General features: G+C 66.3%; 18 protein-coding genes. 6 read left to right on the top strand and 12 right to left on the bottom strand.

The features are described from left to right. Window positions 1-35 precede the first annotated feature (35 nt). From ASF98_RS06745 to ASF98_RS06700, 10 genes are all read right to left on the bottom strand, one after another. The gene (locus ASF98_RS06745) at window positions 36-1,697 is read right to left on the bottom strand and encodes an alpha-amylase family glycosyl hydrolase (RefSeq protein WP_055799288.1); all 1,662 of its coding nucleotides are present in this window, start codon (window positions 1,695-1,697) and stop codon (window positions 36-38) included. After that, a complete protein-coding gene (locus ASF98_RS06740; protein ID WP_082506746.1) occupies window positions 1,694-2,623 on the bottom strand; it encodes a carbohydrate ABC transporter permease in 930 nt (309 codons plus the stop codon). The genes ASF98_RS06745 and ASF98_RS06740 overlap by 4 nt, the downstream gene beginning before the upstream one ends. After that, window positions 2,620-3,654, bottom strand: coding sequence for a carbohydrate ABC transporter permease (locus tag ASF98_RS06735; RefSeq protein WP_082506745.1), 1,035 nt, complete (start codon window positions 3,652-3,654; stop codon window positions 2,620-2,622). The genes ASF98_RS06740 and ASF98_RS06735 overlap by 4 nt, the downstream gene beginning before the upstream one ends. Beyond that, window positions 3,651-4,970: an ABC transporter substrate-binding protein gene (locus tag ASF98_RS06730; protein ID WP_055799284.1), complete on the bottom strand. Its 1,320-nt coding sequence runs from the start codon at window positions 4,968-4,970 to the stop codon at window positions 3,651-3,653. The genes ASF98_RS06735 and ASF98_RS06730 overlap by 4 nt, the downstream gene beginning before the upstream one ends. A gap of 153 nt (window positions 4,971-5,123) precedes the next feature. Beyond that, entirely contained in the window at window positions 5,124-6,119 is a 996-nt protein-coding gene (locus ASF98_RS06725) for a LacI family DNA-binding transcriptional regulator (protein ID WP_055799282.1), read from the bottom strand. A gap of 204 nt (window positions 6,120-6,323) precedes the next feature. Beyond that, window positions 6,324-7,580 (bottom strand): MFS transporter, encoded by a 1,257-nt coding sequence (locus tag ASF98_RS06720; RefSeq protein ID WP_055799280.1) that lies wholly within the window; start codon window positions 7,578-7,580, stop codon window positions 6,324-6,326. Continuing rightward, window positions 7,577-7,954: a MarR family transcriptional regulator gene (locus ASF98_RS06715; RefSeq protein ID WP_156372329.1), complete on the bottom strand. Its 378-nt coding sequence runs from the start codon at window positions 7,952-7,954 to the stop codon at window positions 7,577-7,579. Before ASF98_RS06715 ends, ASF98_RS06720 begins: the two co-directional genes overlap by 4 nt. Window positions 7,955-8,182: 228 nt before the next feature. Beyond that, window positions 8,183-8,578, bottom strand: coding sequence for a DUF1801 domain-containing protein (locus ASF98_RS06710; RefSeq protein ID WP_055799274.1), 396 nt, complete (start codon window positions 8,576-8,578; stop codon window positions 8,183-8,185). Window positions 8,579-8,595: 17 nt separating this feature from the next. Continuing rightward, window positions 8,596-9,123, bottom strand: a complete 528-nt coding sequence (locus tag ASF98_RS06705) for a DinB family protein (RefSeq protein WP_082506744.1) — start codon at window positions 9,121-9,123, stop codon at window positions 8,596-8,598. A gap of 67 nt (window positions 9,124-9,190) precedes the next feature. After that, a complete protein-coding gene (locus ASF98_RS06700) occupies window positions 9,191-9,514 on the bottom strand; it encodes a hypothetical protein (RefSeq protein ID WP_055799268.1) in 324 nt (107 codons plus the stop codon). Window positions 9,515-9,660: 146 nt separating this feature from the next. Here ASF98_RS06700 and ASF98_RS06695 point away from each other — a divergent pair, with 146 nt between their 5' ends. Together ASF98_RS06695 and ASF98_RS06690 are read left to right on the top strand one after the other, a co-directional pair. Then, entirely contained in the window at window positions 9,661-10,161 is a 501-nt protein-coding gene (locus ASF98_RS06695; RefSeq protein WP_055799265.1) for a mycothiol transferase, read from the top strand. 4 nt (window positions 10,162-10,165) lie between these two features. After that, complete coding sequence (locus ASF98_RS06690; RefSeq protein ID WP_235505645.1) at window positions 10,166-11,053, top strand: class II glutamine amidotransferase; 888 nt, start codon at window positions 10,166-10,168, stop codon at window positions 11,051-11,053. 33 nt (window positions 11,054-11,086) lie between these two features. Here ASF98_RS06690 and ASF98_RS06685 read toward each other — a convergent pair whose 3' ends face one another. Together ASF98_RS06685 and ASF98_RS06680 are read right to left on the bottom strand one after the other, a co-directional pair. Next, on the bottom strand, window positions 11,087-11,539 hold the full coding sequence (locus tag ASF98_RS06685) for an SRPBCC family protein (RefSeq protein WP_055799258.1): 453 nt from the start codon (window positions 11,537-11,539) through the stop codon (window positions 11,087-11,089). A gap of 57 nt (window positions 11,540-11,596) precedes the next feature. Then, window positions 11,597-13,198 (bottom strand): PucR family transcriptional regulator, encoded by a 1,602-nt coding sequence (locus ASF98_RS06680; protein WP_156372324.1) that lies wholly within the window; start codon window positions 13,196-13,198, stop codon window positions 11,597-11,599. A gap of 166 nt (window positions 13,199-13,364) precedes the next feature. Here ASF98_RS06680 and ASF98_RS06675 point away from each other — a divergent pair, with 166 nt between their 5' ends. The 4 genes from ASF98_RS06675 (at window position 13,365) to ASF98_RS06660 (ending at window position 17,455) form a co-directional block, all read left to right on the top strand. Next, on the top strand, window positions 13,365-14,636 hold the full coding sequence (locus ASF98_RS06675; RefSeq protein WP_055799254.1) for an alpha-hydroxy acid oxidase: 1,272 nt from the start codon (window positions 13,365-13,367) through the stop codon (window positions 14,634-14,636). An 81-nt stretch (window positions 14,637-14,717) separates the two neighbouring features. Next, entirely contained in the window at window positions 14,718-15,620 is a 903-nt protein-coding gene (locus ASF98_RS06670) for an ABC transporter substrate-binding protein (RefSeq protein WP_055799251.1), read from the top strand. 6 nt (window positions 15,621-15,626) lie between these two features. Then, entirely contained in the window at window positions 15,627-16,691 is a 1,065-nt protein-coding gene (locus ASF98_RS06665) for an amino acid ABC transporter permease (protein WP_055799248.1), read from the top strand. Continuing rightward, window positions 16,688-17,455, top strand: a complete 768-nt coding sequence (locus tag ASF98_RS06660; protein ID WP_055799246.1) for an amino acid ABC transporter ATP-binding protein — start codon at window positions 16,688-16,690, stop codon at window positions 17,453-17,455. The genes ASF98_RS06665 and ASF98_RS06660 overlap by 4 nt, the downstream gene beginning before the upstream one ends. Window positions 17,456-17,457 lie beyond the last annotated feature (2 nt).

Here is a 17,457-nt window from a genome sequence, read left to right as displayed (position 1 = left end):
GTCACATGTCTAGGGTCCGCGCAGCCCTCAGCACCTCAGTCCCGCAGCACCCACGCGGCGTTGTCCGGCTGCAGCCAGCCGTTGGTATCCAGCGGCTCGGCGCTGGCCAGGACAGCCCCGGCCGGCAGCCGCACCGCTTCGGTTCCCATCGCCACTGCCACCAGGAACCGCTGGCTGCGCTCGCAGATCAGCAGGTTCCCGTCCTCCACACGCCAGCTGCCGCCGTCGTCCGCGGTGAACACGCCCTGCTCCCACAACTGACGGCGGAGTCCGACGGCGGCAGTCACCAGCGCGAGCGTGGAACCGGGGTCCAGCTGCTGGATTTCAACGGCGTACCGCCCCCAGCCCCCGGGCTGCGGCAGCCACGGCTTGTGGGGCTGACCCGGCGCGCCGGAGCCCACCGAGAACCCGTGGTTCGCCGCGGCAGACTCGGTCCACGGGAGCGGCACGCGGGCGCCGTCGCGGGTGATGCCGCCGCGCGCCCACATCGGGTCCACCCGGGCTTCCGCCGGGACGTCCACTTCGGGCAGCCCGAGTTCCTGGCCCTGGTAAAGGTAGGCTGCGCCGGGCAGGCCAAGCAGGGCCAGCAAAGCGGCCCGGGCGCGGCGGGTGCCCTGTTCGCCGCTGTCCTCGGTCCCGCCACCGAACCGCGTCACGGAGCGGACAATGTCGTGGTTCTCCAACGCCCAGCTCGGCGCGGCTCCGTGCAGCAGCCGGGCCGCCTCCAGCTCGGCCCCCACCTCAGCCCACGCCGCGGGATCCCAGCCCAGCTTCACGAACGCGAACGCGAACGCCTGGTGCATCTCGTCGGCGCGGGTGTAGCGGGCGGCGCGGGCCGGTTCCAGGTTGACTTCGCCCACCAGCAGCCGGTGCGGCTGGTACTTTTCGGCCAGGGTGCGCCAGCGCCGGTACACCTCGTGGACGTCCTCCTGGTCCGAGACCAGGGGGTTGGCCCGGAGCCCGTCCACAACCGCGGTGGCGGACGGTGCATCGGGCAGGCCGTCGGCTTTGAAGAGGCCATGTGCGACGTCGATCCGGAGGCCGTCCACGCCCTTGTCGAACCAGAAGCGGAGCACGCCTTCGAAGTAGTCGCCAACGGCGGGGTTCCGCCAGTTCCAGTCGGGCTGGCCGGGGGAGAAGAGGTGCAGATACCACTGAGTGTCCGTGTCGGAGCCCGGGTTCGCGCGGCTCCAGGCCCGCCCGCCGAACACGCTCTGCCAGTTGTTGGGCGGCAGGTCGCTGGGCGAGTCCGGACCGGAACTGCGGCCTTCGACGAAATGGAACATGTCCCGCTCCGGCGAGCCCGGCCCGGCAGCGAGGGCCTGCTGGAACAGCGGGTGGGCCGAGGAACAGTGGTTGGGGACGACGTCGAGCAGTACCCGCAGGCCCAGTTCGTGGGCGAGCTCCAGCAGCGCATCGAACTGTTCCATGGTGCCGAAGAGCGGGTCAACGCCGCAGTAGTCGCTGACGTCGTAGCCTTGGTCCACCTGCGGGGAGGGCTGGAAGGGTGTCATCCAGATGCCGTCCACGCCGAGGGAGGCGATGTACGGCAGGCGGGCGATGAGCCCGGCGAGGTCGCCCACGCCGTCGCCGTTCCCGTCCGCGAACGAGCGCGGGTACACCTGGTAGATGACGGCGGACTGCCACCAGTCGCCGGTGACTGTGCCCGCGGAGGGGGTGCCGCCGTCGTGCGTCATTTGCCGGCTCCGGCGGTGAGGCCTTCCACGATCCGGCGCTGGAAGATCAGCACCATGATCACCAGCGGCACGGTGACGATCACGCCGGCGGCCATCTGCTCGCCGAACGGTGCCTGGAATTCGGTGGCGCCGGTGAACTTGGAGATGGCCACGGTGGCGGTCTGGATTTTGGGATCGTTGATCATCGAGAGGGCGATGATGAACTCGTTCCAGCTGTGGATGAACGTCAGGATGGCGGTGGTGAACACGCCGGGCGCGGCCAGCGGGAGCAGCACTTTCCGGAACGCCTGCCACTTGGTGCAGCCGTCGATCATGGCCGCTTCCTCGAGGTCGAACGGCAGCTGTTTCATGAAGGTGGTCAGGTTCCAGACGGCGAGCGGGATGGCGAAGGACAGGTTCGGGATGATCATGGCCTGGTAGGTGTTGATCCAGCCGAGGTCCGTGAAGAACCTCAGCAGCGGGACCACCACCGAGATGCCGGGGAACATCGACGTCGCAATAATAACGCCGAGGATCACCGACTTGAACCGGAAGTTCAGCCGGGAGATGGCGTAGGCGGCGAACACACCCAGCACCAGGGCGAACACCGTGGTGGTGCCGGCCACGATCAGGCTGTTGAGCAGGGCCTGGCCGAACATGGTGGAGCCGTCGAACACCTTCACGTAGTTTTCGAGGGAGAACGGCGCGGGCAGGAGGGTGTTGTCGAAGATGTCCGCGGTGCGGCGGAGGCTGGAGACGATCATCCAGTAGAACGGCGCCAGGCAGTAGGCGAAGATCAGCACCAGTCCGGCGTATACGGAGTAGGAGCGCCAGGTGCGTTTCTTCTTCGTGGGCAGGGGAGCGCCTGCGTTTTGCCTGTCGGCGGTGCGCTTGCCGCCGCGCGTGCCGGAATCGGTGGCGAGGCTGCGGAGTTCGGAGATGGTCATCGGGTGGCCTCGGCCTTCTGTGAACGGGTTGCCTTGCGCTTCTGGCGGTTCTTTACCGGGCGCAGCCGGTTTGCGCCGGTGACGTCCGTGCCCAGCACTTTCACGAAAACGATCGCGACGACGGCCACGTACAGGAAGAGCACGACGGCGAACGCGGAGGCGGAGCCGTAGCGCAGCTGGTTGGATTCGTCCCAGGCGAGCATGGAGAGGGTTTCCACGGATTCCTTGCCGGGGCCGATGAGGACGAACGGGAGGTCGAACATCCGCAGGGCATCGAGCATGCGGAACAGCACGGCCACCAGGAGCGTCGGCTTCACCAGGGGGAGTGTGATGGAGCCGAGCTGGCGCCACCAGCCCGCGCCGTCGATCTTCGCGGCCTCGTACACCTCCTCGGGGATGATCTGCATGCCGGCCAGGACCAGGAGGCCGATGAACGGTGCGGTCTTCCACACCTCGGCGATGATCACGGCCAGCTTGGAGGCGGTGCCTTCGGCGGTCCAGAGGATTTCGCTGCCCAGCATGGTGTTGGCGATGCCGTCCGACTGGAAGATCCAGCGCCACAGCAGGCCTGACACAGCGGTGGGCACGGCCCATGGCACCAGGATGCTGGCGCGGAGGAAGGACCGGCCGCGGAACGCCCGGTTCATGGCCAGGGCCAGACACAGGCCCAGGACGGTTTCCAGCAGGACGGTGCTGACGGTGAAGAACGTGGTATTGCCGAAGGCGTTGAGGAAGCGCCGGCCGGATTCGCCCACGAACAGGTCCGCGTAGTTGGCCAGGCCCACGAAGGCCTCGCCCTCGGTGACGAACCCGTCCGCGTCCAGGCCGGACTCGGCACGGAAGAGGGACTGGTGGATGGCCGAGATGAGCGGGTACACGATCACCAGGGCCAGCACCAGGAGGGTGGGGGAGAGCAGCATGGCGGCCATGCGGCCCTCCCCGGGCGTGCGGGACTTACCGGGCTTCTTTCCGGGCGTGCCGGGCTTGCCGGGAGTCTGGTTCCGCGGAGCGGGAGCGGTGGTGACCGTCATTTGGCGGAAATTTCTTCGAGCTTGGCCTGCATGGCTGCCAGGGCGGTGTCCGTGTCCTTTTCGCCGGTGATGGCGGCGTAGGCCTCTTCCTGGATCGCCTTGGTGGTGGCGCCGTACTGCACAACCTTCGGGCGGGGCTGGGCGTTGTTCAGGGATTCCAGCAGGGTGGGGAAGAACGGGCGCTTGGCCACCACGGCCGGGTCCTCGTACAGGGAGGCGTAGGCCGGGGCGCGGGAGCTGAGGGACAGGCGCTTCTGGGCCTGCTCCTCGCTCGTGAAGAACTTGATGAATTCCAGGGCGGTGGCCTTGTTGGCGGTGAACGGGGAGACGGCCAGGTTGCGGCCGCCCAGGGTGGAGACGCCGGGGCCGTCGGTGCCCGGGATGGAGGTGATGCCGAACTTGCCGGCCACCTTGCTGGAGCCGTCGGTGGCGCTCAGGGAGGCGTAGAGGAACGGCCAGTTCCGCAGGAAGACCACTTTGCCGTCCTGGAACGCGCGGCGTCCCTGCTCTTCGAGGTAGGTGATGGCGTCGGACGGGAACATGCCGTCCTTGAAGCCGTCCACCAGGAGGTTCAGTCCTTTCTTGGCTTCGGCGGTGTTCACGGTGGGCTTGCCCTCGGCGTCCACAACGGAGCCGCCGGCGGAAGCCACGGCCTCGGAGAAGTTGACGGTGAGTGCCTCGTTCTTGTCGAACTGGCCGGTGTAGCAGGACATTCCGGCGGTTTCGGGGAGGGCCAGGATCTTGGCGCAGGCGGCCTTCATCTCGTCCCAGGTCTTGGGCGGGGCGGCGATGCCGGCGGCCCTGAGCAGGTCGGAGCGGAAGTAGAACAGGGCGCCGTCGGTGTAGTACGGGGCGCCGAAGAGGGTGTCCCGGTACGTGGCGGCGTTGACGGTGGCGGGAATCATCTGGTCCGCGGGGACGGCGTCTTCGGGCAGCGGCATGATCCACTTGTTGGCGGCGAACTCGGAGGTCCACACCACGTCCAGGTTGAGCACGCTGAACGTGTCCGACTTGATCTGGGCGTTCTGGATGAGCTGCTGGCGCTGCTGGTCCGCGGAGTCCGGCAGTTCGATGAACGTGACCTTTTCGTCCGGGTGGGCGGCGTTCCATTCCTCGATGCTCTTGTTCGCCGCGCCCGAGGCGTCGCGGTTGGAGACGTAGTTGATGGGGCCCTTGCCTTCGAACGCCGCGGCGGCGTTGGCGCTCGCCTTCGGTTCCTGCGCGGTTCCGCCGCAGGCCGTGAGCGAGACGGCGGCGGCCGTCACGAGTGCGGTGGTGGTGAGAAGAGTCTGCCAGGTCCGGCTGCGCTGCCTCATGTGTTGCTCCTTGTGGTTTGGTTTGGGGTACTTGGTTGGGGCCCTGTTTCAGGGCGCTTGGATTTTGGGCGCGGGGGAGTGCGACGGCGGCGGCACGGTGGGTGCCGGACGTCGCCGGTGGGAGGGGGTGGGTGTGATGCGTAGTGCGGGGTGCTAGCTGATCGGAGGCGCCAGCTGTAGGGGTGGCGCGGTGGAGCCGCGTTCGATCAGCTGGTGCGGCATGATCTTCGGCCCCAGGTCGCGGGAACGAAGCAGTTTCTTCACCGCCATCCGGCCCATGTCCTCAAGCGGCTGGGCCATGGTGCTCAAGGGTGGATGGACGTGCAGGGCGGTGGAGGTGTTGTCGAAGCCCAGCACGGAGACGTCTTCCGGCACCCGGCGGCCGCGCTTCTGGAGTTCGTTCACCACGGCGGCGCCCATCTCGTCGCTCATGGCGAAGATGGCCGTAAGGTCCGGTTCCTGGGCGAGGAGTTCGTCCAGGCCGGGGGCGCCGCTTTCGTAGAAGAAGCTGCCGGCGGCCGTGACGGGGGTGCGCTTTGCTTCGGCCATGGCACGGAGGTAGCCGCGCTGGCGGGGCTGGGCGACGTAGATCGAGGCGGGATCGCCGGTGAGCAGACCGATGCGGCGGTGGCCGAGCTTCAGCAGGTGACGGGTTGCGTCGTAGGCTGCCTGTTCGTCGTCGATGGCCACGCTGGGTGAGCCGGACTTGTCGCTGATGGCCACAGAGATGATGGGGATGTTCGGCCCCAGCAGCTGCCGCGTTTCGGGGGTGATGACGGCGGAGATGAGGATGACGCCGGCCGCCCGGTAGGTGCGGAGCGTCCGCAGGTAGCCGGCAATGAACGCCGACTTGGCCCCGGTGCGGCCGAGCATCACGGCGTAGCCGCGTTCCTGGGCTTCCTGTTCCACACCAAGCATCACCTGTGAGGCGAGGGCGTCCGAGACCATCGGGGCCAGCAGCCCGATCACGGAGGTCTGCCGGGTTTTGAGGCCGCGGGCCAGGTAGTCCGTTTCGTAGCTGAGGCTCCGGACCGCGTCCTCCACGCGCTCGCGGGTCTCGGTGGAGTAGCCCACGAGTCCGTTGACCACCCGCGAGACGGTGGCGGGAGATACGCCGGCGTGCTTGGCGACGTCCCTGATGGTTACCACTGTTGATTCTCCTCGCGGGTGTTGCTGGCTTCGAAATGCTGACCGAAAACGCTGTTACGCAAACGGTTTACGTAATCGGTTTCGTGATCTGCTGCACCAACACTAAACGGAGGCCTGGAGGATTGTTGTACGTTTCGTAAACGGGGGTGGTTGAGGCAGTCGAAACCCGGTGCCCGCCCAGCCCGGACTACGCGTCCGAGACCCTCAGGTGCTGGCGCGCCTTCCGGGAAACGCGGTCCGAAGCTGTGCCCGGAACGTCAGCTGACTTCGCCGGCTGACCGCGATGATGGAGAGCAGGCCTGTCAGCAGCACCACCGCACCGCCGGCGGCGACTGACCATCGGGCACCGAACTCGGTGCCGATCCACCCCATAAGAGGAGCGCCGACGGCGGTGCCGCCCTGCAGGACGGCCAGGTAGAGGGCCAGTACGCGTCCACGGAACTGCGGTTCCACGGAGAGCTGGATGCTGGTGTTGCAGCTGTTCAGGAAGGTGATGGACGCCAGGCCCACCGGTATCAGCACTGCGGCGTAGAGCCAGAACGACGGCGACACGCTGCCGATCAGCGTGAAAAACCCGAGTCCCAGGGCGCCGCCGAGCATAAAGCGCAGCCGGGGGCCGGAGCGGCGGGCCGCGAGCAGGGCGCCGGCCAGGGTCCCGACGGCCATGATGGAGCCCAGCAGCCCGAACTCCCCGGGACCCGCCCCGAATACCGCGGTGGACATCAGCGCGTTGGTGATCGGGAAGTTCATGCCGAAGGCCCCAAGTACCCCCACCATGACCAGGATGAGCACCAGGTCCGGCCGGCTCCGCACGTAGCGCAGGCCCTCGGCAACCTGGTGCTTGCCGCGGACTGCCAGTGTGGTCGGGGCCAGTTCCGAGGTGCGGATCCGGAACAGCGAGATGATGACGGCGGCGAAACTGGCTGCGTTGATGAGGAACACCGGGCCGGTTCCGACCCAGGCAATTAGGACGCCGGCGATGGCTGGACCGGTGAGCCGGGCCGTGTTGAAGGACGCGGAGTTCAGCGCCACCGCATTGGCCACGCTGTCCTGCCCCACCAGCTCCGAGACGAACGACTGGCGGGCGGGTGCGTCAATGGCGCTGGCCAGTCCCAGGCATAATGCAGCCAGGTAGGCGTGCCACAACTGGGCGGTGCCGGTGACCACCAGGAGTCCGATGGCCAGCCCGCACAGACCCATCGCCAGCTGGGTCCACAGCAGTATCAGGCGTTTGCGGTGCCGGTCTGCGAGCACGCCGCCGTAGGGGCCAAGCAGCAGCATCGGCAGGAACTGCAGGCCAGTGGTGATGCCGACGGCGGTGCCGGAATGGTTGGTGAGGACGGTCAGTACCAGCCAGTCCTGCGCGATGCGCTGCATCCACGTGCCGATGTTGGAGACAAGTGCGCCTCCCGCCCACAGACGGTAGTTGGGGTTCTCCAGTGCCTGGAACATGGCGCTCATTTGGCGCTCAGCTGCTGCATGATGTGGGCGGCGCGGCTCAGGATCCGGCGGTCTTCGTCGTTCAGGCCCGCCACACGCCGGGCCAGCCAGGCGGTCCGCTGCTCACGGGCCTCGGCCAGGATGGCCGCGCCGGCCGGGGTAATTCCCACCTGGACCTGGCGGCCGTCGCGCGGATGCGCGGTCCGCGTGACAAAGCCTTGTTCCGTGAGTGCGTTGACGATCCGGGTCATGGACGGCGCCTGCACGTGCTCGCGTTCAGCCAGTTCGCGTAGGGTCTGCGGGCCGTAGCCGTTCAGTTGGGCCAGGACCGTGTACTGGCCCGGCGTAATGACGTCGCCGGTTGCCTCGACGCGGAGCCTGCGGGAAGTGCGCATCACCGCTGTCCGAAGGTCGATGGCCAGAATGTCCGGCTTGATGCTGTCCCTTGCCTCGCTGCCCGTGGGTTCCTTGTCCGTTGCTGTCACCGCGTGGTGCGCCTCCTGAATATACTTAGCATTGCTAATTAGCTCTGCTAACCATTATGCTCCGGCGAGGTGCGCGCGGCAAGCACGTGGGGCAGGGGGCACCTCAGAGCTGGTGGTGAACGTTCGCCGCCGCACCGGCTATTCGGCGCCCTTGAGCTTCCGCCAACCGCCGGCCCGGTTGTTGGCGATGATGGCCCTGAACATCTCGCCGAGTGCTTCCTCGTTTACGGCCTCGCCCTCGCGGAACGCGACGGTGCGGGCCGTTTTGTTGGTGTGCCCGGCAGTGATGATGCCGTGCGGATCCGGGACGATGCCGCCGTCGTACATGAAAACGTTGACGTGGTCCTTCGCAGCAAGGAGGGCGCAGATGTTCCCGTCCAGGACGAAGTAGGGCTGCACGGTGCGTTTGATGGTTTCGGCGACGTCGGGATCGGTGGCGTGGACCAGGTCGCGGACCTGCCGGCAGATGGCTTGCTGCCAGGGCGGGAGTGCGTCGATGTAGTGGTCCACGCGCGGGTCCTTGGTGCAGTCCATGACGGTGTTTCGTGGCCTCAGCCGGACGTGACCTGTTGGCTCAGCACCTGGTCGGCCAGGATCTGCTCGCGCAGGATGTCGGCGTGCCCGCAGTGCTGGGCAAGCTCGCGCAGCATGTGCAGATACACCCAGCGCAGCGGCAGCGGTCCGCGGCGGTTGCCGCGGAGCACGTCGTCGAGCTCCAATGCCGAGGTGGCGAGACGGGATGCCTCGCAGGCCCCGAGGTGGGCCTGCCGGATGGAGGCTATGGTGTCCTGGTCGTCGAGGATGAACGACTCATCCGGGGTGGCCGGGATGCCGATCTCGGCGCGGGACCGGCAGGTGATGGCTTCGTCGAACCAGACCTTTTCCACGAAGGTGGCGTGCTTCACCAGGCCCAGCAGCGTGGTCCGCGACGGCACCAGGGAGCGGCGCGCCTGCTCCTCGGTGAGCCCGTCCAGACAGGAGGTGAGCATGCTGCGGTGCTCATTGAGGAAGGCCTCGAACTGGACGCGGACGGGCTGGTGGAGGACGTCTTCGGCGGACATGGCGGGGAGGGGAGGCATGGGTGAAGTATTGCAAGGCCGCCGGTGCGGGGCAACGGCTCGGGCAACGACTATCGCAAGGGCCCGGCTACTGGGCCGATCGCCGGTTGCGGGCCTGGCGCACCAGTTGGGTGAAGGCACCCACGAAGACGGCCTCGATCAGCACCATCAGTCCGAGCAGCAGCCATTGCCCCTCGCTGATGAAAACAATGGCGCCGGTGAGGACCAGCACTGTCCCGAGGATCAGTGCGTACACGGCGAACCCGATGGCCACCTTGGCGCTGCGCACGCCCGTGCGGAAGCCAAAGCCCAGCGGCTGACCTCCGGGTAATCCCTCGATGCGGTCGGGGCCGGCTGGTGGGAGCCTGTCGAACTCCTCCCACGGGTCCCGTGCCTGATCCTGGTCCGTCATAACTCTATTATCCCGCGCATCCGGTCCGCGCCGGGGCCCGGACCCTGCCATCCCGAATCAGACAACGAAGCTGCACCCCGGCCCTATCCGGCAGCGCAGCTTCCGTGCGAGCATGGGCCTCACCGACACTCCGTGAAGGGTCAAAAATGAAATCCAACGAACTGCTGCTGGACGCCTTCGGCCGGATCCGCGAGGCTGTGGAGGACACTCTTGAATGGGTGGACGATGACGTTCTGGTCCGCCGGCCCTCGGGAACCGGGAACCCGATTGTGTGGCTGATCTGGCACCTTGGCCGGGTGGAGGATGCGCAGGTCGCCGCGGCGGCGGGTCTGGAACAGGTGTGGATTTCGCAGGGGTTCGTGGACCGCTTCAACCTCCCGCTTCGCGAGCGCGACACCGGCTACGGCCATTCCAGCGTGCAGGTGGATTCGGTGAAGGCCCCGCCGGAGCTGCTGCTCGAATACTACGACGCCGTCCACCGGCAGACCGCGGACTTCCTGCAGACCCTCGGCGACGAGGATCTGGACCGCATCGTTGACACCCGCTGGGACCCGCCCGTCACCCTCGGGGTGCGGCTGGTCAGCACGATTGCCGACTGCCTCCAGCACGTGGGGCAGGCCGCCTACGCGAAGGGATTGAAACACTGACTGATTGCTTTCACCGCCTGCCATGTGCCGACTATTCGCGCTGCACGCCGGTTCCCGACCGGTCCGAGCCACGTTCTGGCTGCTGGACGCCCCGGACAGCCTGGCGGACCAGAGCCGGCGGGAGCCCGACGGCGCCGGCATAGGGACTTTCGACGCCGATGGTGGGCCCCGCGTAGCGAAACAGCCGCTTGCCGCGTGGGAGGATCACGCTTTCGCCCGTGAGGCACGGGACCTGAAGAGCACGACTTTCCTGGCCCACGTGCGGTATGCCAGCACTGGCGCACATACTCTGGTCAACACCCACCCGTTCGAGCAGGACGGGCGGCTGTTTGCCCATAACGGGGCCTTCGGTGATCTCGAACGGCTCGATCAGCGTTTGATCGAGCTTGGCGCTGCGGACCTCGTGTTCGGCCAGACCGACAGCGAACGACTCTTCGCGCTCATCACTGCCGAGACCCGCCGCGCCGGAGGTGCCATTGGGGAAGGTATCACCGCCGCGATCAAGTGGGTCGCTGCGGAGTTGCCCGTCTTTAGCTTGAACATCATCGTCACCACGGCCACGGACCTGTGGGCGCTCAGGTACCCGGCAGCCCACGAGTTATACATTCTGGAACGGGACCCGGCCGCTGCTCCGGCTCCGGCGGCCCCTCTGGACGCGCGGAGCAACCGGATCCACTCCCGCAGCACGGAACTTGCCTACAATCCGCATGTACTTTTAGCTACCGAACCGATGGACCATAGCCCGGCCTGGCGTCCCATGACATCCGGCGAACTGGTGCACGTCGATCAGTCCCTGACGGTGACCGCCACGCACCCCTTCCCGGACGCCCCCGCGCATCCGCTCACTCTCGCCGATCTTGAACCTCATGCGGCGGCGTCCCAGAAGCCTTGACCCCTGATCCACCGAACCGCACATGGTCCGGGACTAACCCCGGCCACCTACCAGCGCCTGCAGTTTCTCGAACGATTCAGTCCAGCCGCCGCGGTGCAGTTCCAGCCGTTCCTCCGTGAGGAACGGTCCCTGCGAGAGCGCCAGGCGCGTGCCGTCGTCGGCCGTTTGGAGCGAGAGGTCGACGACGGTGTCCCGGTCATCCGGCGTCGGTTCCTCCCAGCGGAAGGTGTACACGAGGCGCCAGGGAGGATCGATCTCCAGGAACTCGCCTGAGAGGTGGAACGGCTCACCGTCCGGTGGTGCCATGCGGAACCAATAGCGGCCGCCTTCCGCGAGGTTCAGTTCGGCTGACGGGATGGTGAAGCCGTGCGGTCCCCACCACCGCACCAGCTCGGATGATTCGGTCAGCATCCGGAAGATGTCTTCCGGAGGAGCAGGGAGCCTGCACTCCAGGTTCAGGACCAGCCCGCCGGTTTCCACTTTCATGGTTCAACTCTGGCATCCTGCGGACACTGACGAAAGAAGCTGACGGAAGAAGCGGCTCTACTGGTTGTGCCTCGCCCACAACTGCAGCCATACGAGCAGGCGCGTTTCGGGATCATCCAGGTCGATGCCGAAGAGGGTCTCCACCCGGGATAGGCGGTAGCGGACCGTGTTGACGTGCACGTCCAGAGACTTGGCGGCTTCGATCGCGTTGCCACCGCAGCTCAGGTAGGCGTGGATGGTCTCTTCGAAGGACTTCTTATGGCGTTCGTCGTACTCGGCGATCCTGAGGGCGTGGGTCCCGGGCAGCTGGCCGGACGCCGTCAAAGACGAGGCGATCTGCCGCAGTTGCAGGCGCGAACCCAGGGATTCGTCGTCGGCCACCACGTCATCGGAGTCGGCAGATATTCGACCCTCGACGACGTTGCGAACCAGCTCGGACAGGACCAGTTCCGCGTTGACCCTGGACTCAGCAAGCCGGTCGATCGTAGCCGCTGCCCCCAGTGCGGCCAGCACCGGGCGTGAGAGAAGCCGCCGTGCGTTCTGGACGATTTTGAGGATCGCGCCGCGTTGAAACTGCAGGGACGATTCGGTGCTCTGCGGCAGCACGATGTACACGATGCCGTCTGAGAGCCCGCAGACTGCGGAGGGCACCCGGATGGCGCACGCGGTCCGGATGGTGTCGAAGAGCCGGAGACGTGACTGCAACGTTTCGGCCGCTATGGCGTCCGCCGGCCAGACGCTGAGGGCGGCCACCCGGATGGAAGCTGCCGATATTCCCAGCCGGATGGCGGCCAGCTCGGCGCGCTCGGGTTCGAACAGCAGCGGCTGAACCAGATCCATCTGGCGGGTGAGGTTCGAGACGTACGTGGTGCGCTTGTGCAGGATATGGAGCGCGGCAACATTGGCGGCTTCACGCAGGATCCGGTCCGCGTCCTCGTTGTGGTGGTCGGCGCGTTCCAGCAGCCAGAGCGATCCCAGCACGGCGCCGCCGGCCCGGATGGCGATGGCTGTACGCCGGAGCCGGGGGTCCGCCGTCGCCACATCCAGCGCATCGCTCGCGGCATGCACACGCCGGTAGTCCTTGTCGGTTTGCACGGAATGGGGAACGTGCAGGCGCAGGATGGAGCTACGCCGGGTCTCGTCGATGGGCTGGTCCGGGAGGGTGGAATAGGCCAGGATCGTCTTGTCCGGATCGGCGATCGCAATGGCACCGCCGGCCTGGGCCGCCACCGTGTTGGCCAGATCGAACAGGTCCCCGGGACGGATGTCCACCAGGGTGCGGCCTGACTGCCGGTGCGGGACGACGGCGGCGTCCATGATCTCGGCCAGCTGGTTCCACGGAACCGAGTCGGAGGCACGGAAGAGGGCCAGCCCCGTTTCCCGGGCGGCTGCCCGGAGGGCGGCGTCCGGGTTGCCGTTGGATTTGTAGACGATTGCCACGTAGCCGGCGTCCTTCAGTTCCCGGACCTTCACCCGCAGGCGTTTGCCGGACAGCGACAGGCCGATGGCCAGGGCAACGGCGCCGGGGAACGTGGCGGGCGTGGCCGTCGAGTCGTACAAGACCGAGCCCGCGACAACCTGCTGGTCATCCGCCGGCATTTCGACGAGGCTGACAATTTCCGATCCGGCCGAGCGCGCCACATCTGCGAGCGTAGGCAAAGCATGACTCGCGGCCGCGGGAAACACCTTCACGGTGCCGCCCGACGCACTGTTTGGTAGTTGCTGCTAACGCGGAGCTCCTCAATTTGTCGCTATCTCCATAGTGGCACGGAGTTCCGCTTCCTACGCTGAACCATAACGCACGCACGCACTGGAAAGGCCGTCATTGAAAATCAGCGAAGCCAGGCAGCTCGTCCAGATCAAAGCCCCCGTATTATCCCGACGACGCCGTGTGCTGGCCAACGCTTTTAATGTGGAGGAATACCGGAAATCGGCACGGAGAGTCCTGCCCGCCGGGATTTTCGATTATCTCGACGGCGGTTCTGAAGACGAAGTGACGCTCCGCCGGAACCGCGCCGTCTTCGATTCCTGGGCCCTCATGCCCAGTTGGGGCCCGGTCTCCGGACCCGATACCAGCACCACGTTGCTCGGGAAAAACAGTGCCCTGCCCCTGACCCTGACGCCCACCGGCGCAACGCGCCTGTTCCATCCCGAGGGCGAGCTGGCCGTCGCCGCCGCGGCCGACCGGGCGCGCATCCCCTACGGGCTGGCCGGGCTAAGCACCGTGTCCATGGAAGCAATTGCGGAGAACCACCCGGCCCTCGACCGCTGGTTCAACTTCGGGCTCACCTCCGACGCGCAGGCCCTGAAGGACAAGCTGGCGCGCTGCGAAGCCGCCGGATTCACCACCCTGATTGTCGGCGTCGATACCCGGGCGTTAGGCGCCAGGGAACGGGACCTCCACAACGGCTTCACCGCGCCTCCGGCGCTGACGCTGTCAACCATCGCGGACATCGCCCGGCGGCCTTCCTGGTGGATCAACTTCCTGACGTCGGACGGCATCAGTTTTCCCAACCTGGATCCGCGCAGTGCCGCGGCCACCTCCGTGGTCACCCCGTCCATGTGGCAGCACATCCTTGGCCACTCCGATGCCACCAGCGGATGGAAGGAACTGGAGGCCTTGCGCCAGGCGTGGCACGGCAAGATCGTGCTCAAGGGCTGCGTCAACCCGGCAGACGTCGACAAGGCCGCCCTGATCGGCCTGGATGCCGTCCAGCTGAGCAACCACGGCGGCCGGCAGCTGGACCACATGCTCAGTCCCATGGATGTGCTGCAGGAATCCCGGCAGCGGGTGGGCGATTCGATTGAGATCTATGTGGACTCAGGCATCCGGCGGGGGAGCGACGTCCTCAAGGCGCTGGCGCTGGGTGCCGATGCCTGCTCGATCGGCAGGGCCTACCTGTACGGATTGGTGGCGGCGGGCTCGCCGGGCGTCGGGCGCATCATCGAGATTTTCTCGGACGAACTCCGGCGTACCATGACGTTAGTAGGCGTTTCCAGCATTTCCGAGGTGAAAGCTCGAGGCGGGGAGATTCTCCGGGACATCCGTCATTCCGGCGAAATCCTTGAATCAACGGCGTCAGGCAATAAGCACTAACGAGTTCTGAACAAGTACACAGTGCACTTCTCCCGCAGACCCGCGGGCACCCCGAGAATCTCCCGAATAGCTAAGGAAACCATGCGCACCCGATACCTCCTTCCCGTCCTCACCATAGCCACGGCGCTCACACTCTCCGGCTGCGTCGACAACAGCGCACCACCCGCCACCGGCGGCGCATCCGGCACCGCTGACGCCGTCGACGTGAAAAAGAATGATTCCGTTGCCGCGATGCTGCCGGAGAAGATCAAGAACGCCGGCGTGCTCAACGTCGGCATGGCCAACAACTACCCGCCCAACGAGTTCAAGGACGATAACGGAGCGCCGGCAGGGTGGTCCGTGGACCTCACCAACGCCCTGGGCCAGGTAATGGGCCTGAAGGTCAACTTCGACATCGGCACCTTCGACAACATCCTTCCCGCCGTGCGCGCGGGGAAGGATGACATGGGCATGTCCTCCTTCACGGACACGCTGGAACGCGAAAAGCAGGTGGATTTCGTGAACTACTACTCCGCCGGCATCCAGTGGGCCGCCCCGAAGGGCAAGACCGTGGACCCCAACAACGCCTGCGGGCTCAAGGTGGCCGTCCAGGCAACCACGTATGAGGACACCCACGAGGTGCCCGCCAAGTCGAAGGCCTGCACCGACGCCGGCAAGCCGGCCATCACCATCTTCAAGTACGACGCGCAGGACCAGGCTACCAACGCCCTGGTGGTGGGACAGGTGGATGCCATGAGCGCCGATTCGCCCGTTACCCTCTACGCGATCTCCAAGACCAAGGACAAGCTGCAGACCGCCGGCGACGCGTTCGAAGTGGCGCCGTACGGCATCCCCGTGGCCAAGGGCAGCGAATTTACGCCGGCCCTCCAGAAGGCGCTGCAGACGCTGATCGACGACGGCACCTACACCAAGATCCTGTCCAAGTGGGGAGTGGAAGCCGGCGGAATCAAAACGGCGGACCTCAACGTGGCAGCCAAGGGGTGATACAGCATGAGCGAGCCGGAATCCGGCCGGATGATTGAGGCGGACCCCGCCAGGAATGGGGACCCCGGCAGGAAGCCGGATCCCGTCAGGAAGCCGCGGGCCGGCAGGGCAGGGGACGACGACGGCGCGCCGCCGGAAGCGATCGTGGCCATCCCGCTGCGCCACCCCTGGCGGAATGTGGTGGCGGTGCTCCTCATCATCGGGCTGGCAGTCTTTGTGCTGGATGCCGCCCAGCGCCCGGACTACGGCTGGGCGGACGTGGGCAAGTACATCTTCGACCGCCGGATCAGCCAGGCTGCGTGGGTCACGCTGTGGCTGACCATCTACGCGATGATCGGCGCGATCGTGATCGGGCTGCTGCTGGCCATCATGCGGCTTTCGCCCAACCCTGTGCTGAAGAGCATCGCCTGGCTGTACATCTGGATTTTCCGCGGAACCCCGGTGTACGTGCAGCTGGTGTTCTGGGGCATCGTGGCGCTCATCTATCCGGTATTCACGCTGGGCATCCCGTTCATGGACCCGTGGGTCACCATCCCGAATGAGGTGTTCACCAACCTCTTCATCACCGCGGTGATCGGTTTGGCCCTCAACGAGGCCGCCTACATGTCCGAGATTGTGCGGGCCGGGCTGCTGTCAGTGGACGAGGGGCAGGCGGAGGCGTCGACGGCGCTGGCCATGTCCTGGGGGCAGACCATGCGGTATGTGGTGGTTCCGCAGGCCATGAAGATCATCATTCCGCCCACCGGCAACGAGGTGATCTCGATGCTCAAGACCACCTCGCTGGTGGCGGCGATCCCGTTGAGCGTTGACCTCTACGGGGTGTCCCGCGGTATCTCCGCCGTGACGTTCACGCCTGTGCCGCTGCTGATTGTGGCGTCGCTCTGGTATCTGCTCTTCACCTCAGTGCTGATGGTGGGCCAGCACTTCATTGAAAAGCGGTTCTCGCGGGGAACCGGACGCGCCAGGACGGGCAAGGAAGGCACGACGCCGGAACCGGCACCTGCCGCGCTTCCCGGCGGCCCCGGCGTTCCCGGCGGGCCGCTCGGCAATGACTTTGGAGGAAAAGGATGACGGACGCGCCGATGGTGCTCGCGGAGAAGGTCTCCAAGAATTTCGGCACCAACAGGGTGCTGCGCGGAATCAACCTCAAGGTCAATCCGGGGGAGGTTCTCTGCATGGTGGGACCCAGCGGTTCGGGCAAGTCGACGTTCCTGCGCTGCATCAACCATCTGGAACGGGTTGACGGCGGCCGGCTCTCGGTGGACGGCCAGCTGGTTGGCTACCGCCAGAAGGGGGACAAGCTCTACGAACTGAAGCTCAAGGAAGCAGCCTTCCAGCGCCAGGAAATCGGGATGGTGTTCCAGCGGTTCAACCTGTTTCCGCACCTGACCGCGGTGGAGAACATCATTCTGGCCCCCATGCGGGTCAAAGGCATTTCCAAGGCTAAAGCCACCGCGCGGGCCAAGGAACTGCTGGAGCGCGTGGGACTGGCGGACAAGGGCGATGCCTATCCGGCGCACCTGTCCGGCGGGCAACAGCAGCGCGTGGCCATCGCCCGCGCACTGGCCATGGACCCGAAGCTGATGCTCTTCGATGAGCCCACCAGTGCCCTGGACCCGGAACTGGTGGGCGAGGTGCTGGACGTCATGAAGGAACTGGCCAAGAGCGGCATGACCATGATCGTGGTGACCCACGAGATGGGGTTCGCCCGGGAAGTGGCGGACACCCTGGTCTTCATGGATGAAGGCGTGGTGGTGGAGGCCGGGCCGCCCCGGCAGGTCCTCAGCGATCCACAGCATGAAAGGACCAAGGCGTTCCTGTCCAAGGTCCTCTGACA

The sequence above is a fragment of the Arthrobacter sp. Leaf337 genome, from assembly GCF_001423745.1.
Classification (GTDB): domain Bacteria; phylum Actinomycetota; class Actinomycetes; order Actinomycetales; family Micrococcaceae; genus Arthrobacter.
The sequence above is the reverse complement of the archived record's forward strand: the minus strand, read 5'-3'. Positions and strand labels throughout refer to the sequence as shown.

Excerpts from the sequence above, each read along its gene's own strand:
- ASF98_RS06745 (WP_055799288.1), bottom strand. The coding sequence starts at position 1,697 with ATGACGCACGACGGCGGCACCCCCTCCGCGGGCACAGTCACCGGCGAC.
- ASF98_RS06740 (WP_082506746.1), bottom strand. The coding sequence starts at position 2,623 with ATGACCATCTCCGAACTCCGCAGCCTCGCCACCGATTCCGGCACGCGC.
- ASF98_RS06735 (WP_082506745.1), bottom strand. The coding sequence starts at position 3,654 with ATGACGGTCACCACCGCTCCCGCTCCGCGGAACCAGACTCCCGGCAAG.
- ASF98_RS06730 (WP_055799284.1), bottom strand. The coding sequence starts at position 4,970 with ATGAGGCAGCGCAGCCGGACCTGGCAGACTCTTCTCACCACCACCGCA.
- ASF98_RS06720 (WP_055799280.1), bottom strand. The coding sequence starts at position 7,580 with ATGAGCGCCATGTTCCAGGCACTGGAGAACCCCAACTACCGTCTGTGG.
- ASF98_RS06715 (WP_156372329.1), bottom strand. The coding sequence starts at position 7,954 with ATGCGCACTTCCCGCAGGCTCCGCGTCGAGGCAACCGGCGACGTCATT.
- ASF98_RS06710 (WP_055799274.1), bottom strand. The coding sequence starts at position 8,578 with ATGGACTGCACCAAGGACCCGCGCGTGGACCACTACATCGACGCACTC.
- ASF98_RS06705 (WP_082506744.1), bottom strand. The coding sequence starts at position 9,123 with ATGCCTCCCCTCCCCGCCATGTCCGCCGAAGACGTCCTCCACCAGCCC.
- ASF98_RS06700 (WP_055799268.1), bottom strand. The coding sequence starts at position 9,514 with ATGACGGACCAGGATCAGGCACGGGACCCGTGGGAGGAGTTCGACAGG.
- ASF98_RS06695 (WP_055799265.1), top strand. The coding sequence starts at position 9,661 with ATGAAATCCAACGAACTGCTGCTGGACGCCTTCGGCCGGATCCGCGAG.
- ASF98_RS06685 (WP_055799258.1), bottom strand. The coding sequence starts at position 11,539 with ATGAAAGTGGAAACCGGCGGGCTGGTCCTGAACCTGGAGTGCAGGCTC.
- ASF98_RS06670 (WP_055799251.1), top strand. The coding sequence starts at position 14,718 with ATGCGCACCCGATACCTCCTTCCCGTCCTCACCATAGCCACGGCGCTC.
- ASF98_RS06665 (WP_055799248.1), top strand. The coding sequence starts at position 15,627 with ATGAGCGAGCCGGAATCCGGCCGGATGATTGAGGCGGACCCCGCCAGG.
- ASF98_RS06660 (WP_055799246.1), top strand. The coding sequence starts at position 16,688 with ATGACGGACGCGCCGATGGTGCTCGCGGAGAAGGTCTCCAAGAATTTC.